Origin of the sequence: Noviherbaspirillum sp., from assembly GCF_035627455.1 — a bacterium.
Taxonomy (GTDB): domain Bacteria; phylum Pseudomonadota; class Gammaproteobacteria; order Burkholderiales; family Burkholderiaceae_D; genus Noviherbaspirillum.
This window is the reverse complement of the sequence record NZ_DASPLS010000072.1, coordinates 44,395-63,350: the sequence shown is the minus strand read 5'-3', so window position 1 is coordinate 63,350 and position 18,956 is coordinate 44,395. Positions and strand designations below refer to the sequence as shown.

The window sequence follows — 18,956 nt, the reverse complement described above, 5'->3', positions numbered from 1 at the left end:
ACGATATGTCTCCCAGGCATTATTATTTTCAGGAAGTGTATCGCTTCTGTTGCAATCCCGGGGCAAGTTTCCGCAGGATTTCCGCCACACTTTCCTCCACGGTCGAACGCGCCGTGTCGATGCGCATGGCCGGCGCCTCGGGCGGCTCGTAGGGAGCAGACACGCCGGTGAATCCGCCGATCGCTCCCCGCCGCACCTTCTGGTACAGTCCCTTCGGATCGCGCTCTTCACATACACGCAGGTCGGTGCAGAGGTGGATCTCAATGAACCGGTCCGCGCCAATGACGGCGCGCGCAAGCTCCCTGTCGCAACGATAGGGAGAAATAAAAGCTGTAACCACTAGTAGACCTGCATCATTAAAGAGTTTGGACACTTCAGCGGCCCGCCGGATATTTTCCATCCTGTCCTCGGGAGAAAACCCGAGGTCGCGGCTCAATCCGTGCCGCACGTTGTCGCCGTCCAGCACGAATGCAAGCCGGCCCTGCGCGATCAGTCTCCGCTCGAGTTCGAAAGCAATCGTCGACTTGCCGGCACCGGACAGGCCGGTCAGCCAGACGGTAACCGGCTCCTGGCCCAGCAGCCGGGCGCGGTCGGCCGCAGCGACCGCGCTGCGGTGCCAGGTCACATCAATGCGCCCCCCGCAGTCCGGCGCCGCGTCGGTCTCAAACACTCGCTCGTCGTTCATACATGCTCACTTTGCGTGTTATGCGGCGCGCCTGCCTTCGTAGGGAATCGCATATTCCCGGCGGACGAACATCATGCGCGCATCCACCTCTTCCCTGGTGATGCCGAAATCATCCAGCGAATAGCGATGGCTGCCATGCCTGCTTTCGCTTTCGCTGCGCGCCAGCCAGCCGCCGAGCGCCTGCTCCGCTTCCGCAGAAAATCCGATGCCGGCGAAGTCGTAGACGCGCCGCATGACCGCGCGCCAGTCGCTGTTCATATCGTCGTAATACACATCAAGCTGCTGTGACGCGGGAATCAGGTGGCGCTTCTCGATGCAGCGCCGCGCGGCCGTCTCGCAGAATCTCATCCAGGTGTCGCGCATCGGCCCGCGCATGGGGGCGTCGGTATGCTGGACGGCGTAATGCCACATGAGAGACATGACCGACGCCACGGTCTTGAGCGGATCGCGATGGGTAAACACGACTTTGGCATCCGGAAAGACCGCCATCAACGCATCCAGATCCAGCATGTGCTGCGGGTTCTTCAAGACCCAGCGCGTGCCCTCCGGCTCGCCGCGCGACCAGGAGATCAGACGCATCAGGTCCGCCATGTAGCGGTACGGCCCGGTCTTGTCATGCTGCAGGAACCAGTTGAAGTAACCGGGCACATGGTACGAGCCGAGGATGGAGAAACTGCAGAACGAATGGTTAAGCAGAAGCATTTCCTCCTCTGCCCAGTCGGCGTCCATCGGATGGCCGACAAATGCGCCCGGATAGAGCCGGTCCACCGCGCCGAGCGCCTTGCGCACTTCCTCCCGGCGTATCGTCCTGCCCATGTCGGGCAGGCCCGGCCGCGGCGCCGGATTGAAGCCTTCCCAGGTCTTCAGGTGCGACAGGCGGGTATCGGCCGACATCATCCTTTGCATGCGCGTGGTGCCGGAGCGATGCGGGCCGACGATGACGATCGGTGCGACAATTTTGCGCCTGCGGATTTCGGGATGGGCTTCGAAGCAGGCATTGGCCCAGAGCCGGTTTTTCAGCGAGCCGACAATGTTCGTCTTCGCGTAGAAACGGCCAAAGGGGTTGAGCCGCGCCTCCGCTTCCAGCGACCGCAGCAGCACGCGCAATCCCGGCAGGTGGCTGTCGTCGCCGAAATGCTCGAGGCCGGTCTCGCGCCGGGCGGCGGCGACCAGCGCATCTTCGGACAGCGCGATGCGGCCGATGCCGGCCGCGTTCAACGCGCGCGCGCCGAAGTTGAACAGCTTCGTCGGAAGCGGATGGTAAAAGCTGCTGGGCCTGTTATCCATGTTGTCGTTTCTCGTCAAAAGACTGTTGTGAAAACCGCCGTTACCGCGGGCGCGCCGGCCATGCGCGTGCCACCGGTCCCTCGTACAGGATGTCGGTGCAGCGCAGCGGAAACAATGTTCCCGCCGGGCGTTCCTGCGATTCGGCCACGCAGGGCTGCATGCCGGCGAGGAAGACGGGGAACATGTACAGCTGGAACTCCCGCTGCGACAATCCCAGGTCGGCGCCGAGCGCCGCCACCAGCGCCGCGTAGTTCATCTTCATGCGCCAGCGGCCGGCGCGCAGCACATCCTCGACGGCGAAGGCCAGCTGCAGATGGGGCCCCTGGTCGAGCTCCAGCTCCGCGGCGAGACTCAGCATCGGCCCGATTCTTTCGTCGCCCGACGCAATCGGCCGGCCGTAACCGCCAATCACGCGGAAGGTGTCGAGTTCCTCGCGCACGCATGCATCGAGCGATGCGCCGTCCTCCAGCCTGGCACGGGTACGGATGAAGAAATCGATGGCGCGCACCAGGATGCCGCCGCCGTAGATCGATGCTTCGGACACGGCGAGCGCGGCGGCCGTGCCGAGAGCGGCAGCGCTGCGCGCGGAACCGGCAAGCGCGGCCACCCTGTTGTTCCAGATCCGCGCATCGGGATAACTCGTATAGGTCCAGATCGCATGCATCAGGCGGATCTGTTGCGGCGAAAAGCGCCGCCCGGTAATGCCGAACACGTACAACGCCATCCAGTCCATGTCATGCAGGTCGGCATGCAGGTCATGCCCGCGGAATACCGCGCGGCTGCCCGGCCAGCAGGCGCCGACCCGGGTCTTCAGCAAGCCGGCGTGCTGCTGCAGAAGATCCGGGCCGTTCATGCCTGCGTCTTTCGCAACGGGTCGTCCTCCAGCTCCACCGGAAAGAACGGAAAGCGCTTGTAGCCGTAGCCCTGCTGCTCCAGCGCATGCGCGGCCGCGCCGGGAAGACGCAGCAGCAGGAACAGCATCTCGCCTTCTGCCGGCGCAAAGCCGAGGTCGCAGAAGGCGGCGGCGGCAACCGCTGTGATCGCAAGCGGACGGCCGAGCGCGCGCTCCTGTTCCTCTCGCTGTTGGGCCAGCCAGCACAGCCGCGGCGTGCCGCCGATGTGCGCCAGCGTGGCAAGCAGCTGCCGGACGACGGTCGACGTTGTGGCGCCATGCGGTTCGCATCCGGGCGGGTGCTCCGTCTCCGGCCAGACGCCGGCGTGCTTCGGCTGCTCCGCCGCATGCCTGTCCCACGCGGAAAAATCGCTGCCGCAAGCGGACCAGACCTGCATCGCGTCGAACAGGTCGCGCGCGCCGCCGACGCGTCCCGCTCCCACCGACAGCGCCGCCATCAGCGACGCCGCCGCGCTCGAACCGCCGACGCCGCCGCACATTGCGGCATGCACCGACGGATCGCGCGGACCGGGATTGGCCAGGGCCACGGACAGCGCTTCGAGCATGTCCAGTTCGGCCGCCGGCGGCAGTGCATCCCGGAACAGCAGGACCAGCATCTCGATCCAGCGGGCGCGCCCGACCATCGCGCCGAATACGTCATAGCCGCGGCAATAGGCGGCGCGCGCGGAAAAAGGATTGTCCGGCTCCGGTTCTTCGCGCCAGATGCGGGTGCGGATGGCCGGGGAAGGATCCCGATCGCTCACATTCTCATTCCGGTGCGTCACAACAAGGTCCCCAGCGCCCGCATCCGCAGATTCATCGGCGGCACCTCCTCGCCGTCGATGTGCACATCGATCAAGGTTGGGCCCTTGCGGCTGCAGATGGCCGTCATGTCGAGCGCGCCGAGTTCATCCGGGCGGCGCACGGTGAACGCATCGGCGCCGAGCGCCCTTGCCAGTGCGGCGAAGTCGGTGCGCGGCAAGCTATGCGCGATCCTTTCGGCGCCCGCCAGGCGCTGGCCGTGCTTGACCATGCCGAGCGCGGCGTCGTTGAGCACGATGTAGATCACGGTCAGGTTTTCGGCAACGGCAACCGAGAGTTCCTGGCCGTTCATCAGCATGCTGCCGTCGCCGGTGATGCAGACCACCGGCACCTCGGGATTGCCCAGCGCGGTGCCGACGGCGCCGCCGATGGCCCACCCCATCGGCGCGAAATCCATCGTCACGCGCAGCCAGCCGCCGTCGGTCTTGCGCCGGCCCGACGTGCTCTTGCGCTCGCCGGGCAGACGCCGCTCGCTCATGCGCCTGTCCTGCGGACGCAGGCAGTGAATCGCCCAGGCGACGCTGTTGCCGGCATCGGCCAGGAAGCGGGTGCTTGGCGGAAACAGGCGTCCGAGATCGCGCATGAGCCGTTGCGGCAGGATGGGCACGGCGTCGCTGTCCCGCTTTTCTTCGCCCGCGAGTTCCGCTTCGAGGGCGGCGTCTTGCTCGCCGGCGGCTGCGGCCGCGCCCTGTGCCGGCTGCAGCTCGCGCACCCTCTCGCCGAGGCGTTCGAACACCGTCAGGATACGGCCGCGCACATGCAGCTTGGCCATCGGGCTGCGCGCGAAATGGTCTTCGCACTCGTCGATGTGAATGAGGCGGCTGTTGAGCAGCGAATCGCTCCAGCCGGCGCTGGTCCACTCGCCCATGCTGGTGCCGACGGCCAGGATCAGGTCGACAGATTTATCGCGCAGCGCTGCATCGGCGGAGGCGTGGCCGGCGAAACCGAACACGCCGCGAAACAGCGGATGGCGCGGGCTGACCAGCCCCTTGCCGTCCGGCGTGGCGACAATGCGCGCGCCGGTCTGCGCGGCGAACTGCAGGATGGCGCCCGCGGCCTCGCCGCACCAGCCGCCGACCAGCATCACGATGTGCTTAGCCTGCCGCACTTCGCGCGCCAGCAGTTCCACCGCCGTCTCGTCGATCATCGGGGCCGGCTGCAGCAGCCTGCGCAAGTCATAGGAAGTCGCGCTTTGCGGAACGGCGCTGCGCAGGATGTCGAGCGGAATCGACAGGTGCACCGGGCCGCGCGGCGAGCGCATCGCGCACATGAGCGCCGCGGTCAGCTTCGCTTCCATCTGCTCGGGATGCGATACCAGGGAGTTGTAGCGCGTGCAATGGCGGAACATCGCCAGCGTGTTGACGCCGGTGCATGCGGATTCCTGCAATGCGCGCTTGCCGAATGCAGGCAGAACGGGCTGACCGGTGAGCACCAGCATCGGGATGCCGTTGTCGTACGCGCACGCGACGCCGGTGATCAGGTTGGTCGCGCCCGGGCCCGATGTTGCGCAGCAGACGCCGAGCTTGCCGGTCTCGCGTGTGTAGCCATCGGCCATGAACGCAGCGCCCGCTTCATGACGGGCGACGACGGGACGGGGACCGCCGCGCCGTGCGCTGCGCGCGAGGGCGTTGTAGATCGGCTCGATCGCGCCGCCGGGGACGCCGAACACATAATCGACGCCGAGCTGCTCGAGATAGGCGACCAGCAGGTCGGCGACTTCGAGTTTCGGCGCCGGCGCCGGGACGGGCCCGCGCATGTCTCGTGCATGCACGAGCGAAGCGTGTTTGGACATGACTGATTTTCCCGGTGGCAACTTTTTCGCAGCACCACCCCAGAGTTTTTCTGACAAGAATGTTACTCGAATTCCTGACAAGCAAAACTGGGATTTTTGACGGGGAGACGGGAAAAGAAGAAAGAATTACCCTAGAGAAAATGTTCTCTAGACATCCTGTTACTCAAAGTGTTTTTGCTGTCGCAGAAAAGCAGTTACAGCGCCGATACGTGCGGCGGTGATCGCTTCCGGAATGCGCTTCGGCACCGTCGCAGGCGCTGCGCGATCGCGCCGGCGCTCACCGCCCGCGCGGCCTCGATCGCTCCATGCAGGTACACCGCCTGCGGAAACGACGCAATGAAATCGTCCTGCAGTTCGAACGGACGCGTGACTATAAAAGTAGCTGCGGCATCAGCGAAGAAAGGTTACGGAGCCTTTTGAGCTTGTCAGATGCCAGATCCCGGCTGTAAGGTTTGTTTGAGAATTTCCACTCGGGCGGAGTGTACGGCTTTGCCTATGTCTGGGCCTTGCATTCCATCTGCGGCAGCTCTCTTTGCGATTGCGCCCGTGTCAACTCTGCGAACTGCGTCTGCGGCAGCATTTAAGAGCTGCGAAGCTTGGTACTGAAAATCTCCTTTTTCATCGTACGCTTGCGCGATGCATTCACATGCCGTCAGGAGCTCGCGAAACCGGCCAGGTTTTCGAATTGCATCACACCGCTCGAGCAAATTTACTATCTCTTCCGCATTGAAACTCGGACTGTCATCGACTTGAGCATGCTCTCGCTCCATGGTCAATGCCAGCTCCTTGCACTCGGTGGGCACGCGCAACCGCTCGCACAGGTCGAGGATTCTCGCGCGTCCTGCCCCGCTAACTTGGTCGACTTGTTGATTACCGGCTAGCTGATTCTTCCCGATGCCGGAGACCAGGCAAGCAAAGCGAACAGCTAAAGACGCGTTTTTCTGCGAAGCGATATCGAGGGCTTCCATCACGAGCTGTCCAAAGGTTTTTTCTTTCACGGTGTCGTTGTCGCTGCCCATAACGCTACTCTGGTAATTGAAAAATCAGGAAACCACTAGTCGGAAAGTGACAGCAGGAGAATACCGGCAGTCTGGTTTAGTTTAACTTACGACACGAAAGAGGCTAGCCAGCAAGGCTAAGGCAGCGTCAGTTGTACCGTTTTATCAATCGGTGGGTAGCAAACACCAAGCTTCTCGTGGCAACCCTGATACGACGCCTGCAGCGTTATAGGTTTCCCTTTTGCCGCATTTTCGAGGGTAAGCGCGACCGGGACAGTCTTCCTAAAGACCTCGGTGCGGCCGAAAATCTGGTCATTCTTCATTTCACCGCCGGGAAACTTCACGTCTTTAATTCGCACGCCGCTTCCATCCTCTATGGAAAAACGCATGCGCTCCTTGTAGACGTAATAGCCGTTTGCCGGCACAACCTCGACGTGCAATACGTTCGTGTTCTTGGCCACCACACTTAACTTGAACGCCAGATCCGGCTCGATGAGTTCGTCTTCCTTTGGCTGAGCGAACAAACCCTTGACCTTGTCGGCCAGGCCTGGCGCAGTCGATTGTTGCGCAAGCGCTGTTGGAGCCGTGACTGCCGCCACAAGGGCAAACATGGTCGAAACATTTTTGATTTTCATTGCTTCCTCATTCCGTTAATTCGGGCGAGCGCTTGTTCTTGCGCCCGCCGCTCTCAGGCACTTACTTGACCGCAAAGCGGACGTTCACTGTCTTTTTATCAGCCAGGTGGATGGCTGCAATCGCCTTCGCGCCCGTGCCGAGCTTTGGGTCCCCCTTCGACACCAGGGCATTTTCTCCAGCCGGCTCGAGCGGGACTTCCGATTTATCCGTCCCATTCAGTACGGTCAGCTTCCCGGAGGCTCCCGCGGTTGAAACCGGCTTCCCATGGTCTTCCACGTAAATCGTGGCCTTCCCATCCCTGGCCACCAGCTCGAGGCTGACGCCACTGCTGGATTCCTGAACGATACCGCCATGTTTGGCCTTTTCCCCATGTGCCCACACGCTTCCGCTTGTTGCTAACGTTACTGCCGTTGCCACCAGGGCGAGATACTTTTTCATTGCGTCCTCCATACGTGCAGCGGCTCGTCCATGGGCGCCGCTGCAATAGCCCGTTCTTAATACGCTTCCTCTGATTGTCCGGCAACCAGCGTCTCCAGGGGCTTGCGGCCCACAAGCCAGAAAATCAACGGTGTCAGCAGGGAGTCGAGGATTGTTGAACTCACGAGACCGCCAAAAATCACGACTGCCACCGGGTGCAGAATTTCCTTGCCAGGGGCGTCCGCTGCCAAGAGCAGCGGCACCAGTGCAAATGCGGCGACAAGCGCCGTCATCAACACCGGCGTCAAGCGCTCCAGTGAGCCGCGAATAATCATCTTCGTGCCGAAGGTTTCGCCTTCAAATTTGCACAGGTTGATGTAGTGGCTGACCTTCAGGATGCCGTTACGTGTCGCGATGCCGGTCAAGGTAATGAAACCCACCATTGACGCGACCGACAAGGAAATGCCCGCGATCCACATCGCGGCGACGCTGCCGATCAACGCGAACGGGATATTTCCCATGATGACCAGTGCCAGGGCAGTTGAACGGTATCGTGAATACAGCACCAGGAAAATCATCATCAATGACACCAGCGACAAGCCGATAATCAGCCTGGTTGCCTGCTCCTGCGCCTGGAACTGCCCTTCAATGCTGATGAAGTAGCTGCCGGGCAGCGCAGTTGACGCGATAACCCTGCGGATATCTCCGATCACCCGCGACATGTCCGAGCCATCGGTATTCGCGTACACGACGATCCGGCGACGACCGTTTTCTCGGCCAATCTGGTTCGGCCCGTCGCTTTCCTCGACCGCCGCGATCTCCGACAGGGGAATCCGGCCGGCCGGCGTGTCCAGCATGACGCGCGACAAGTCCTGCGGTGAACGATTCTGGTCCGGCAGTCGGACCATCAGGTCAAACCGGCGAGGCCCGTCGACAACCTGCGTTACCCGGTCGCCTTCCGACAACGTTTCCAGTGCCTGCAGTACCTGGCCCGGCGCCAGGCCGTACTGCGCCGCCCTCCGGTAATCGACCCGGACTTTGATTTGCGGGATAAGCACTTGTCGTTCAACGGACAAGTCGACCAGCCCCGGCACAGCTGTCAGCTTTCCGCGCAGTCCCTCGGCGAGCCCGCGCAGGGTATCGAGGTCGTCTCCGTAGATTTTGAGAGCAATCTGCGCGCGAACACCGGACAACAGGTGGTCAAGGCGATGCGAGATGGGCTGCCCGATCGCAATCGACGCAGGTATGACGGACAGCTTGCTGCGCAAGTCGGCCATGACCTCTTCGCGGTTCCGCTCTGAGCGCTTCAGGTCGATATCGATTTCCGAGGAATGAACGCCTTCCGCATGCTCGTCGAGCTCCGCGCGCCCGGTTCGGCGGCCGACTTTCGACACCTCCGGCACTTCCCTGATGAGCGTCTCCGCCAGTGCGCCCATGCGGTTTGCCTCCCCGAGCGAAGTGCCGGGTGTGAACGTCATGCCCATGACCAGGGAGCCCTCGTTAAACGGAGGCAAAAAGGCGCGTGGGAAGAACGGGACCGTGGCTGCAGCGCCGATCACAACCAATGCGGCACCGGCAAGGATGCCTTTCACGCGCGGAAACGACCACTCCAGAATTCGCGTATCCCACGCCTTCAGTCGTCGGACGACAGGGCTGTCGCCGTGTGCAAGCTGCTTCATTTGCGGCAACAGGAAGTACGACAGCACGGGTGTCACGGTCATCGACACGAGCATCGACGCCAATATGGATACGATATAGGCCACACCGAGCGGCGCGAAGAGCCTGCCCTCGATGCCAGGCAATGCAAACAGCGGCACAAACACCAATACGACAATGACAGTCGCGTAGACGATACCGGACCTGACCTCGACCGAAGCCTGCCAGATGACGTGCATGACGGACGGCGGGCCTTCGCCAGCCTTGCGCTGCTTGAGTCGGCGCAGGATGTTTTCCACGTCAACCACCGCGTCGTCGACCAGCTCGCCGATTGCAATGGCCAGCCCTCCGAGGGTCATCACGTTGATGGACTGCCCGAGAAGGTGAAACACGACCGCGGTAACGGCAAGCGACAACGGGATGGCAATGAGGGAGATTGCAGTGGTCCGGAAGTTCAACAGGAACGCGAACAGTACGATGGCAACCATGATGGCGCCGTCTCGCAATGCTTCGGCCACATTGCCGATGGACGCCTCGATGAAATCGGCCTGTCGGAACAGGACTTCGGGCGTGGACAGCCCTGCGGGCAGGCCCTGCTTCAGTTCCTTCAGTGCGTTTTCAATTTCCCGCGTCAGCTTGACCGTATCGGCGGCCGGCTGCTTCTGCACGCTTACGATAACCGCGGGCAGGCCGTTCATGCCGCCATCACCTCGCTTGAACGCTGGCGCATATCTGACGGAGGCCACTTGTTCCAGCAGAACCGGAGTACCGTTCCGGAAGGCGACGGCAAGGCCTTTCATATCCTCCACCCGGGTGGTCCGGCCAAGGTTGCGGATCAAGTATTCTCGACTGTGCAGGTCGATAAAGCCGCCGCTGGTGTTGGTCGCAAATCCCTGGAGGACCGTTGCTATCTGGTCGAGGGTGACATTGAACTGCGCCATTCGCGCCGTATCGGGTTCGACGCGAAGCTGGCGCACCTCGCCGCCAATCGGAATGACCTGGGAGACACCAGGAATCGACAGCAAGCGCGGGCGCAGGACGAAGTCGGCATACTCCCGTGCCTGCATCGGGCTTGCTTTTGAAACGTCGATTGGCAGGGCAATCAACATGATTTCGCCCATGATGGACGACACCGGCCCCATGATCGGGGTGATTCCGCCCGGCAGCTGCTCCTTCACCAAGGCAAGGCGCTCGGCCACAAGCTGGCGGTTGCGGTAGAGGTCCGTCCCCCAGTCAAACTCCGCGTACACAATAGAGAGTCCGACGCCGGATACCGAGCGAACCCGCGTCACGCCCGGCATGCCATTGAGTGACGTCTCAATCGGGAATGACACAAGCTGTTCGACCTCCTCCGGGGCCATGCCGCCTGCTTCCGTCATGACCGTGACCACCGGTTTATTCAAGTCCGGAAAGACATCCACAGGAGTACGGGAAGCCATCAGGGTGCCGTACACCACCAGGAGTAATGCGGCAACCAGCACGAATAACCGGTTACTCAGACTGAATCGAACAATCGAGTTAAACATTTGTTCGACCTCACCTGATCTGGTTGATTAGTGCCGCGCCAGAGCTCACAACACGGTTCTCGGCGGACAGCCCCTTCACCACAACAACGGTCTTTGCATCAAGCGGGCGCATTTCCACGGGCTGGGCGACGAAGCGCTCTGCGCCCGCCTTAATCCATACAACCGGTTCGTTTGAAGGATTGCGAACAACGGACTCGGCAGGCAACGCAATTCCCTTCACCTTCTCGGTCAGTTTCGCCACAACTGTCACCGGCTGGCCAACGGCCAGCGCCGCATCTTTAACGGAAGCACGAAAGTTAAGAGGTAATGCTCCCTCGCGAAGGCTTCGACCTCCGCCTAACAAGCTGAGGCCGACGCCAGGGATACCGGCAAGCGTGGCACTATCGATACGTCCAGCGAGTGCCGGGTCCGTCGTGAGTGCCTCAACCATCATCCGGCTGGGGTCGACGATTTCAAAAAGGACATCGCGTGCCTCGACAATCTGGCCTGCGAGGACGTTTGCGGCAGCAATGACTCCAGAGGCGGGCGACGTGATAGCCTCGTTGCCCCCAATACTGCTTGCAACTGCCTTTTCCCGCCCCGTCAGGCTTGTCAGCTCGGCTTTTGCCGCCTCGATTTCCTTTTGGGGAACGGTACCTTCAAGCGACTCGAGCCGCCTTACTCGTTGCTCAGCCAACTGACGGTTGGACCGAAGTTCGACGAGCTGGGCCTGCTGATTGCTGCGCTCGATGGCGCCCGCCACTGGTCGAACATGTACGAGAACCTGACCTTTCTCCACGCGCTCGCCAGCTACCGGCAGCCCCTTTGGTCCGGCCTCAACCCGGCCGGCAAACGGTGCTTGCACCCGGCCACCGGCATTGGGGTCGATGCTGATGCGGCCGTTCAGTTCGACGGTGCGCGGATGCTCGGCTTCGCCCGCCATGACGGTGCGAATTGCCATTCTCCGTTGTGCGAGTTTGGGCACATTCACGCTCCCGTCCGGCAAACGCGCCAATCCGGTTACGCTTGATGCCGCCGGGCCGTCCAAATGCTCGCCATTCGGCCCGTGGGCCCCTGGCCCCGCGATTGCTGCCGACGAGAGTGCGGAAACGATCAAACCAATGATTGAATATGAAATCTTGTCAAGCATGTTTATTTCCCCGTCGGATGTGTGGAACGGCGGCGCTTTGCGGCCAGGGCTATCAAAGCAAGCGCAGCAAGCAGTCCTGCGCCTGCCCATGCCAACGGAAACTGTGTGTTTGTTTCATGCTCGACGGCCGGTTGGACTTCAAGTGTGCCCTCCAGAAGGTCAGTTTCCTCCGCCGCCGACAGTGTGAAGACAAGTGCATGCTTGCCTGGCGCAGCCAGCGCTTTGATGAATCCCTCGTCGGCAATGACATAGTCACCACGCTCCGGCCGATACTTTCCCACCGACTTCAGGCCGTTCAACTCGACTTCGAGCTTGCCGTTCAAGACGGGCTCGTTCGTCTCGTATTTATCAATAAAGACAGATAGCTCTTTTCCCTGCAGTTGGCCCACCAGTTCAAAGGCCTCGGTAAACGTTTCGACACGCGGCTGTCCCGCACTTTGTGCTTGGGCGGCCGGCGTGCCGTCCTTGGAGTGGTCCTCGTCACCATGGGCATATGCAGTAGAAGTCAGGGCAAAGAAGAGCCAGATGATGTTCAGGATTTTCATGGTGAGATTCCTAATGCCTGATTCAGGCGAGCGTGTGCAAGACCAACGGCCACGCGCTGCTGGCGCTCCGCAACTTCGGCTTCGTGCACGGCGGTCCGGGCACGGAGCATCTCTGCAAGTCCTCGCTCGCCGACCCTGAACGCTTTTTCTATCAGGCGCGCATGTTCACGGGCCAATGCGGCGCGCGAGGACGCGGTTTCCAGTGTCTGTTGCGATGCCAGCACTTTTCGGCGCGCAAGGTCGACTTCATCCCGCAGTGATGCTTCTACCTGGGCATATTCCGCCGACGCTGTTGCGATCAGGGTTCGAGCAGCGGCTTCCAAAGGCCGGTTTCGGGCATTCGTCCCAATCGGAATCTCTACTGCAAACGTAATGCTTGAAGCGGCATCGACTGCAGCTCCGTCCCGTTCCCTTCGCATTGCCACGCCAACCGTCGGTGGCTCGCTGCGTGACTTGCTCACCACGTTCATTGACGCCTGCGCGTGCCGGACAGCTGTTTTCGCCGCGAGCAGCCTTGGATGCGGGTCTCGCATTTCGGCGCCGATTCGTTCTGGCTCGAGCTGCGGAACGTCGCTCAGGCCGGTCAACGTCGTGTAGTGCGTCAAGGCTTCCTGCAGCTTCACTTGGGCTTCAACGACGGCAGCCTTCCCGGCAAGCGCTTCTTGCTGCGCGAGCATTCCGTCTGTTCTTGCCAGGTCGCCTGCATTAACACGTCGCATGACCTCCTCAGTCATTGCTTCCAAATGTTCTTGGTGGGATTTCGCCTCGTCCAATGTTTCCCTGGCAGCCGCTACTGCCCAAAGCCGCTCCCGTACTTCGCCTGCCAGCGAAAGTCGTGCATTGGCTATCTGCGCCTCCAGGTCTTCGGTGCCTATGTCGGCCTGGGCGCGGCGGACAGCCTTTTGAGAGGGCAGCCAAATAGGTGTTGAAAGGGAAACCTCCGTTTCGCGCACCCCTTCGCGCTTCGTCCAACGGTCGGTTCTTTGGGAAAGGCCAACTGCAGGCGAACCCGCTATCCAGGACTGCGCGGCTTCTCTGCCCGCCGCTGCTTCGTCCCGTCGCGCTTCCAGTGTCCTGGCTTGCGGTGACCGTTGCCATGCAGCTTCCAGTACCGCCTTCAGGTCAGCCGGTCGGCTCTGCGCCAGCGCCGGCGCCGACGCTGCGCCCAGTGCAAGTGCTAGCGCAAAGCACAGATGATGCTTTGTTAATTCTTTACGCATATGTTCTCCATTCGGGATCCAGAAAAACTGGCCGAAGGCAAACGGACTAAGCGCGTACTAAGCGCGTACTAAGCGCGAAAACGCCCAGCGACGCTCAACGGGTAAAACTCGGAAAGTGCGGAATGCCCTCGGTGAATTAACCGAGGGATTTTGGGGGGCGCTGCAAGCGCTCGGGAATGGGATCCGGGATGAACTGACGGGCTTCGGGAACAGCTGCGCTGGACAACGCAATGGCCAGGGGCGGGCAAACCGTGCTCGGCAGCGCCGCGCACGAATGACCTGCAGAGTGTTCGGCGAAATGACTGCTGGAGTCGCTCGAATTATCGTAATGAACCGAACCATGGTGGTCATCATGGTGATGCGCGGCACCTGTCAGGTGGTCCACCTCATGGCTGATGTCAAATGCACTTGCGGACGAATACCAGCCGCCCTGCATAGCAAAACTATGCAGCGGCAGCAGCAACATCATCAAAATGCAAAAAAAACGTCGCATATAAATCGAACGAGAAACTTCCAATAGGTTACACCGAGAAGGGCCAGCACGCCAGCTTTGGGGGACAAGTCAAGGAGCGCCCGGATTCTTCTTGACCTTCCCCCCGTAGCAAGGTTTATTCTTTTCGGAAAAGCTGACCGACGCTTTCGTTGCAGCCACTTGCCCGGTAATGAACCGCATATTCAAAACACTGTTGATTCTGCTCGTCATTGCTTCTCTCCCATTGAGAGGGATGGCGGCTGGCGACATGTTTTGTGCGACCGGTCCTCACTCGCCGTCAGAAATGACTGCCGAGATGAAACATCATCAGGACCGTTCCCATCATCTTCAAGCCCATGATGAATTATCGGCAAGCGGCAGTGACCACTGCAGCAATAAAGGGCAGGCCGATGGACAAAGCCACCTGAAGGGCACTGGCTGCGGTACTTCGGCATGTTTTATCGGCGCTGTTGCGCCGCCGTCAAGTCTTCTCCGGGCAGAGCGTTTCGCCGGCTCTGAGGCAGTGACCTCTCGCCCTCCGATCGCGTTTACCGGCCATATCCCGGCCGGCTTGGAACGGCCTCCTCGGTACTTCCACGGTTAAAGCCAGCTTGTGCGGGATGCGTTCGCGCATCCCGGCAACCTAGCTCGACGCCCCAGCTTCACCCGTCACCGACATTCCCGCTATAGCCAGCGCATGGTCTGCCGGTGGTTCCATACCCCGGGTGGCGACTGCATTCGCAGCGAATCGCGCCCGAGTACCAATATGACCAGGAAGGACTTCTGATGACTCAAACGAATACCGTTGCCGCTGTGATTTCGCCTGTCGTAATCGCTTTCAGCTTTGCCTCGACCAATGCCCTTGCCGTCGCCGGGTCTCACGGCCAAGGCACGTCTCATAACGCTGCGCATGCCCCGGAAGCCGACATGTTCGGCAAGCCGGGAAATGCGAGGAAAGTTAGCCGCACGCTTCCTGTCGAGATGACTGATGACATGCGCTTTGGTCCGGCCGCCGTAAGCGTGAAGCAAGGAGAAACCATCCGCTTCGTTGTGACGAACAAGGGAAAGCTTTTGCATGAAATGGTGCTCGGCACGATGGACGAGTTAAAGGCTCACGGCAAGGCAATGTCCCAGCAGCGTCAACTTCGACACGATGACCCGTCATCCGCGCATGTAGAGCCAGGTCAAAAGGGTGACATTGTCTGGCAGTTCACGAAGGCGGGCGATTTCTACTTCGCATGCCTTATTCCCGGGCATTTTGAAGCCGGGATGTTTGGAAAAATCAAAGTGTTGAAAGGTTAAATCATGAAATCGCAACTTCTACTGAAAGCCGCAATGGCTGCGCTACTCACCGCCCCGGTACTTGCAAGTGCCGCCGCACCTGTTATCGACGTCTACAAGAGCGCGTACTGCGGTTGCTGCGGCGATTGGGTTAAGCATCTGGAAAGTAACGGCTTCACCGTGAGAACCCATAATGTCGCGAATCCTTCTGACTATCGTGAAAAGCACGGCATCCCCAATGATTTGGGGTCGTGCCACACCGGTGTGGTCGCGGGTTATGCCATTGAAGGGCACGTTCCCGCAGCCGATATCAAGCGCCTCCTTGCAGAAAGGCCCAACGCAAAGGGCCTTGCCGCTCCTGGCATGCCAATGGGCTCTCCAGGCATGGAAGGATCCCGAAAAGACTCGTACGACGTCTTGCTGGTTGACGGAAACCGCCGGACCCGTGTCTTCAGCCATCACGACTAAAGAGGGGAATCTAGATGAGAACGCTCGTCAGTCTCGCGGCCGCGGTTGCATTTGGACTTTCCTTTGTACTGCCGGCTGGTGCCCAGCATCATAACCACGACTCGCACCGTTCCAAGCCAAGCGGACCAGTCTCCGAGGGTGTTGTGCGGAAGGTCGACAAGGCTGCAAAGAAAGTCACCATCAAGCATGGCGACTTGAAGAACCTCGGGATGGGGCCAATGACAATGGCATTCAGTGTTTTGGACCCCACACAACTCGAACGGCTGGCGGTTAGCGACAAGGTGAACTTCGTCGCCGAGATGGTGGGCGGCAAGCTCACCGTGACGATGATAGAGGTAGTCAATTAAAGGCGAACCGAGGTGCGCTGCCATCCCGGCGCCCTCCCCTCGCCTCTTTTTGCAGACTAACCGTGGTTAGTGGCGAGTGCGAACAAAACCCCGCACTCGCACTCCTGCCGCTCGATGTCTCTTTAACCACTTTCACAACGGAAGAAGCATGAAAGCCGGCACTCCGGCATACTTTCCATCGTACGAGTTCATGGCGGCGCGCAAGTAAGACAGCCCCTCGTCACGGCCTTGCCTGCGCCTCGACCACGCTCCTGGAAGCAGACATCGTTGATTGCTAGTCCTGAGAAGGATGCTGCTTGTCCCGTTGCGGGACGCCCCACAGCGCATCCAGTTCCGGCAGGATGCGGGCGAGCGCGCCGCAGTCGCGCAGCACGCCGAACATGCGCGACGGTTTCGCTTCCATCAGCCCGCGCGACAATTCCTGCCACACGCGCTCCGGCACCAGCGCATCGACCTCGCCGTCTTCGACCATGCGGCGCATGAGCGCATTGGTCTCGGGTGCAACGCTGAAATCGGTGAAGCGCGCCGCAAAGCGCGCCACGCGCAGGATCCGCACCGGGTCTTCGATGAAGGCGTCGGACACGTGGCGGAACAGCCGCGCCTGCAAATCCTTCTGGCCGCCGAAAGGATCGACAATGCTGCCGTCCTCGGCCTGGGCCATCGCATTGATGGTGAGGTCGCGCCGCACCAGGTCCTGCTCCAGCGTCACGTCGGCCGCCGCATGGAACACGAACCCCTTGTAGCCGGGCGCGGTCTTGCGTTCGGTGCGCGCGAGCGCGTATTCCTCCTGGGTGTCGGGGTGCAGGAATACCGGGAAGTCCTTGCCGACGGCGCGAAAGCCGAGCGCCGCCATCTGCTCGGGCGTGGCGCCGACGACCACGTGGTCGCGGTCCTGCACCGGCAAGCCGAGCATCGCATCGCGCACCGCGCCGCCGACGACATAGGTCTTCATCGCATTCCCGCCATTTCAGTCCGGATAGACGTCGTACTTTTCCAGCCGCTCGGTTTCCTTCAGCGCCTCGTCGATCCACTGCGCCACCGCCGGATGCGCGACCACGCGGTCCACATAAGCCTGCAGCACCGGCGGCAGCCACACGCCGTAGGTACGGAAGCGCATCACCACCGGCGCGTAATAGGCATCGGCGATCGAAAAATCACCGAACAGGAAGGTACGCGTTCCCGGCCCCGACAGGCAGTCTTCCCAGATCTCGCACACGCGCGCGATGTCTGCCTGCGACTCCGGTGTGCGCCCCTTGCCGGGGAAACTGGCGCGGATGTTCATCCACATCGCCGAGCGCAAGCCGGTGAAGCCGGAATGCATCTCCGCGCAGATCGAGCGCGCGTGCGCGCGGGCGACCACGTCATGCGGCCACAATCCCTTGTCGGGGAACTGCTCGGCCAGGTATTCGCAGATCGCCAGCGAATCCCAGACCCTGGTTTCGCCGGCGACCAGCACCGGCACGCGCCCGGCCGACGAATGCCGCGCGATCAGGGACGACGTCTCGGGACGGCCCAGAGCAATGCGCACTTCCTCGAACGGAATGCCGAACGCTTTCATCGCCACCCAGGGGCGCATCGACCAGGATGAATAATTCTTGTTGCCGATGACGAGCTTGTAACCGGCGCGGCCGGCGGCGTCGAGGGTTTGCTCCAGGGTCGGGTCGAGTTCGGTGCTTTGCATGCTTCCAGTCCTGTGAAGATTGAGTGGCCTTCGCACGGCAGCGCCGCGCGGTCTTCGAGGATAAAGCTTTTGCGCCGGTTTGCAAACCGGCATGCGGGGCCGGAGCGTTCACTGCGCCGCCTGGCCCCGCCGGGGCGTGCGCCCGCTCAGATAGCCTGGCGCGACCGCTTCCAATGCGGTCCAGCGTATCCCGAGTTCGTCGGCCGATGCGTCCTGCCGGATATTGTCCACCTTCATCGAATCGAGGTTGTCACGGCTCATCAACGTCTCGCCCGGCAAGTGCTCCATCACGAAGGCCTGCATGCGCGCGAGCGCGCCGGGCAGCCCGATCACCGGGCGCCGGTGGCCGGCATAGCTGCCGGCCAGCGCGACCAGTTCGCGCAGCGTGTAGACCTGCGGCCCGGCCAGCTCGTACACCTTGCCGACCGTGCGCCTGTCGCGCAGCGCGGTGACGAAGGCCTGCGCGACATCTTCCACATACACCGGCTGGAATTTCGCGTCGGCGCCGGCCAGCAGCATCACGGGCAGCACCCTTTGCAGGGATGCGAACAGGTTGAGGAAACGGTCGTTGTCGCCGAACACCACTGACGGCCGGAATACGGTCACCCCGACTTCCGGTCTGGAAAAAGCCGCCGCTTCGCCATCCGCCTTGGAGCGCTGGTACATCGAGGGACCATTGCGGTCGGCGCCGAGCGCGCTCATGTGCAGGAAGCGCGGCACGCGGTGCCGGGCGCAGGCATTGGCGATGCGCCGCGGCAGCGCCACGTGCGCGCGTGCGAAATCGGGACCGTAGGGCTGTCCCTGTTTCCCGTGGAGAATGCCGACCAGGTTGATGACGGCATCGCGGCCCTGGACCAGCCGGTCCAGCACCGCATCGTCATGCACATCCGCCTGCACCACCTGCTCGACGTTCGGAAGCAGCCTCAGATGCGCCGCGCGGGATGCGCTGCGGGTAGGCACGGCGATGCGGTACTCCGCATCCGCCAGCCTGGCGACAAGGTGGGAACCGATGAAGCCGGAACCGCCGATGACGAGGACAGTACGGGTTACCATGCCAGCACTCCTTTTCAGCTTATGTCGCCATGATACGACCATCAGGCCC

The 18,956-nt window shown here is 61.6% G+C and carries 18 protein-coding genes and 1 pseudogene; 3 read left to right on the top strand and 16 right to left on the bottom strand.

Going from position 1 to position 18,956, the window contains the following annotated elements:
* Nucleotides 1-28: 28 nt before the first annotated feature.
* From cysC to VEC01_RS14225, 13 genes are all read right to left on the bottom strand, one after another.
* On the bottom strand, nucleotides 29-685 hold the full coding sequence (gene cysC / locus VEC01_RS14285; RefSeq protein WP_324901566.1) for an adenylyl-sulfate kinase: 657 nt from the start codon (nucleotides 683-685) through the stop codon (nucleotides 29-31).
* Between the two features lie 18 nt (nucleotides 686-703).
* Complete coding sequence (locus VEC01_RS14280) at nucleotides 704-1,972, bottom strand: sulfotransferase (protein WP_324901565.1); 1,269 nt, start codon at nucleotides 1,970-1,972, stop codon at nucleotides 704-706.
* A 40-nt stretch (nucleotides 1,973-2,012) separates the two neighbouring features.
* Nucleotides 2,013-2,825 (bottom strand): hypothetical protein, encoded by an 813-nt coding sequence (locus VEC01_RS14275; RefSeq protein WP_324901564.1) that lies wholly within the window; start codon nucleotides 2,823-2,825, stop codon nucleotides 2,013-2,015.
* Nucleotides 2,822-3,628 carry a citryl-CoA lyase gene (locus VEC01_RS14270; protein WP_324901563.1) on the bottom strand — a complete coding sequence of 269 codons (807 nt, stop codon included), beginning with the start codon at nucleotides 3,626-3,628 and terminating at the stop codon, nucleotides 2,822-2,824. Before VEC01_RS14270 ends, VEC01_RS14275 begins: the two co-directional genes overlap by 4 nt.
* 17 nt (nucleotides 3,629-3,645) lie before the next feature.
* A complete protein-coding gene (locus tag VEC01_RS14265) occupies nucleotides 3,646-5,478 on the bottom strand; it encodes a thiamine pyrophosphate-binding protein (RefSeq protein ID WP_324901562.1) in 1,833 nt (610 codons plus the stop codon).
* Between the two features lie 425 nt (nucleotides 5,479-5,903).
* Entirely contained in the window at nucleotides 5,904-6,497 is a 594-nt protein-coding gene (locus tag VEC01_RS14260) for a hypothetical protein (protein WP_324901561.1), read from the bottom strand.
* A 116-nt stretch (nucleotides 6,498-6,613) separates the two neighbouring features.
* The gene (locus tag VEC01_RS14255) at nucleotides 6,614-7,111 is read right to left on the bottom strand and encodes a protein-disulfide reductase DsbD N-terminal domain-containing protein (RefSeq protein WP_324901560.1); all 498 of its coding nucleotides are present in this window, start codon (nucleotides 7,109-7,111) and stop codon (nucleotides 6,614-6,616) included.
* A 61-nt stretch (nucleotides 7,112-7,172) separates the two neighbouring features.
* Nucleotides 7,173-7,550, bottom strand: coding sequence for a hypothetical protein (locus tag VEC01_RS14250; protein ID WP_324901559.1), 378 nt, complete (start codon nucleotides 7,548-7,550; stop codon nucleotides 7,173-7,175).
* 56 nt (nucleotides 7,551-7,606) lie between these two features.
* Nucleotides 7,607-10,711, bottom strand: a complete 3,105-nt coding sequence (locus VEC01_RS14245; protein ID WP_324901558.1) for an efflux RND transporter permease subunit — start codon at nucleotides 10,709-10,711, stop codon at nucleotides 7,607-7,609.
* A 10-nt stretch (nucleotides 10,712-10,721) separates the two neighbouring features.
* Nucleotides 10,722-11,840, bottom strand: a complete 1,119-nt coding sequence (locus tag VEC01_RS14240; protein ID WP_324901557.1) for an efflux RND transporter periplasmic adaptor subunit — start codon at nucleotides 11,838-11,840, stop codon at nucleotides 10,722-10,724.
* 2 nt (nucleotides 11,841-11,842) lie between these two features.
* On the bottom strand, nucleotides 11,843-12,385 hold the full coding sequence (locus tag VEC01_RS14235; RefSeq protein WP_324901556.1) for a hypothetical protein: 543 nt from the start codon (nucleotides 12,383-12,385) through the stop codon (nucleotides 11,843-11,845).
* On the bottom strand, nucleotides 12,382-13,605 hold the full coding sequence (locus VEC01_RS14230) for a TolC family protein (RefSeq protein ID WP_324901555.1): 1,224 nt from the start codon (nucleotides 13,603-13,605) through the stop codon (nucleotides 12,382-12,384). The genes VEC01_RS14235 and VEC01_RS14230 overlap by 4 nt, the downstream gene beginning before the upstream one ends.
* A 136-nt stretch (nucleotides 13,606-13,741) precedes the next feature.
* Nucleotides 13,742-14,074 (bottom strand): hypothetical protein, encoded by a 333-nt coding sequence (locus tag VEC01_RS14225; protein WP_324901554.1) that lies wholly within the window; start codon nucleotides 14,072-14,074, stop codon nucleotides 13,742-13,744.
* Between the two features lie 789 nt (nucleotides 14,075-14,863).
* Here VEC01_RS14225 and VEC01_RS14220 point away from each other — a divergent pair.
* From VEC01_RS14220 to VEC01_RS14210, 3 genes are read left to right on the top strand one after another with little or no spacing between them, the layout of a single operon-like run.
* Entirely contained in the window at nucleotides 14,864-15,379 is a 516-nt protein-coding gene (locus tag VEC01_RS14220; protein WP_324901553.1) for a cupredoxin family protein, read from the top strand.
* 3 nt (nucleotides 15,380-15,382) lie between these two features.
* Nucleotides 15,383-15,826, top strand: coding sequence for a DUF411 domain-containing protein (locus VEC01_RS14215; RefSeq protein WP_324901552.1), 444 nt, complete (start codon nucleotides 15,383-15,385; stop codon nucleotides 15,824-15,826).
* 14 nt (nucleotides 15,827-15,840) lie between these two features.
* On the top strand, nucleotides 15,841-16,173 hold the full coding sequence (locus VEC01_RS14210; protein WP_324901551.1) for a copper-binding protein: 333 nt from the start codon (nucleotides 15,841-15,843) through the stop codon (nucleotides 16,171-16,173).
* Between the two features lie 277 nt (nucleotides 16,174-16,450).
* On the opposite strand, the pseudogene cca reads toward VEC01_RS14210, so the two are convergent.
* The 3 genes and pseudogenes from cca to VEC01_RS14195 form a co-directional block, all read right to left on the bottom strand.
* Nucleotides 16,451-17,125 (bottom strand): annotated as a pseudogene (cca, locus tag VEC01_RS14205) (multifunctional CCA tRNA nucleotidyl transferase/2'3'-cyclic phosphodiesterase/2'nucleotidase/phosphatase); the annotation flags it as partial.
* A gap of 15 nt (nucleotides 17,126-17,140) precedes the next feature.
* Nucleotides 17,141-17,854, bottom strand: a complete 714-nt coding sequence (locus VEC01_RS14200; protein ID WP_324901550.1) for a glutathione S-transferase family protein — start codon at nucleotides 17,852-17,854, stop codon at nucleotides 17,141-17,143.
* A 108-nt stretch (nucleotides 17,855-17,962) separates the two neighbouring features.
* Nucleotides 17,963-18,907, bottom strand: coding sequence for a complex I NDUFA9 subunit family protein (locus VEC01_RS14195; protein ID WP_324901549.1), 945 nt, complete (start codon nucleotides 18,905-18,907; stop codon nucleotides 17,963-17,965).
* Between the last annotated feature and the right edge of the window lie 49 nt (nucleotides 18,908-18,956).

What these genes read in the sequence shown, in the direction of transcription:
- VEC01_RS14240 (WP_324901557.1), bottom strand. Translation starts at nt 11,840, where the DNA reads ATGCTTGACAAGATTTCATATTCAATCATTGGTTTGATCGTTTCCGCA.
- VEC01_RS14195 (WP_324901549.1), bottom strand. Translation starts at nt 18,907, where the DNA reads ATGGTAACCCGTACTGTCCTCGTCATCGGCGGTTCCGGCTTCATCGGT.
- VEC01_RS14275 (WP_324901564.1), bottom strand. Translation starts at nt 2,825, where the DNA reads ATGAACGGCCCGGATCTTCTGCAGCAGCACGCCGGCTTGCTGAAGACC.
- VEC01_RS14210 (WP_324901551.1), top strand. Translation starts at nt 15,841, where the DNA reads ATGAGAACGCTCGTCAGTCTCGCGGCCGCGGTTGCATTTGGACTTTCC.
- VEC01_RS14225 (WP_324901554.1), bottom strand. Translation starts at nt 14,074, where the DNA reads ATGATGTTGCTGCTGCCGCTGCATAGTTTTGCTATGCAGGGCGGCTGG.
- VEC01_RS14200 (WP_324901550.1), bottom strand. Translation starts at nt 17,854, where the DNA reads ATGCAAAGCACCGAACTCGACCCGACCCTGGAGCAAACCCTCGACGCC.
- VEC01_RS14220 (WP_324901553.1), top strand. Translation starts at nt 14,864, where the DNA reads ATGACTCAAACGAATACCGTTGCCGCTGTGATTTCGCCTGTCGTAATC.
- VEC01_RS14255 (WP_324901560.1), bottom strand. Translation starts at nt 7,111, where the DNA reads ATGAAAATCAAAAATGTTTCGACCATGTTTGCCCTTGTGGCGGCAGTC.
- VEC01_RS14230 (WP_324901555.1), bottom strand. Translation starts at nt 13,605, where the DNA reads ATGCGTAAAGAATTAACAAAGCATCATCTGTGCTTTGCGCTAGCACTT.
- VEC01_RS14245 (WP_324901558.1), bottom strand. Translation starts at nt 10,711, where the DNA reads ATGTTTAACTCGATTGTTCGATTCAGTCTGAGTAACCGGTTATTCGTG.
- VEC01_RS14280 (WP_324901565.1), bottom strand. Translation starts at nt 1,972, where the DNA reads ATGGATAACAGGCCCAGCAGCTTTTACCATCCGCTTCCGACGAAGCTG.
- cysC (WP_324901566.1), bottom strand. Translation starts at nt 685, where the DNA reads ATGAACGACGAGCGAGTGTTTGAGACCGACGCGGCGCCGGACTGCGGG.
- VEC01_RS14250 (WP_324901559.1), bottom strand. Translation starts at nt 7,550, where the DNA reads ATGAAAAAGTATCTCGCCCTGGTGGCAACGGCAGTAACGTTAGCAACA.
- VEC01_RS14265 (WP_324901562.1), bottom strand. Translation starts at nt 5,478, where the DNA reads ATGTCCAAACACGCTTCGCTCGTGCATGCACGAGACATGCGCGGGCCC.
- VEC01_RS14260 (WP_324901561.1), bottom strand. Translation starts at nt 6,497, where the DNA reads ATGGGCAGCGACAACGACACCGTGAAAGAAAAAACCTTTGGACAGCTC.
- VEC01_RS14215 (WP_324901552.1), top strand. Translation starts at nt 15,383, where the DNA reads ATGAAATCGCAACTTCTACTGAAAGCCGCAATGGCTGCGCTACTCACC.
- VEC01_RS14235 (WP_324901556.1), bottom strand. Translation starts at nt 12,385, where the DNA reads ATGAAAATCCTGAACATCATCTGGCTCTTCTTTGCCCTGACTTCTACT.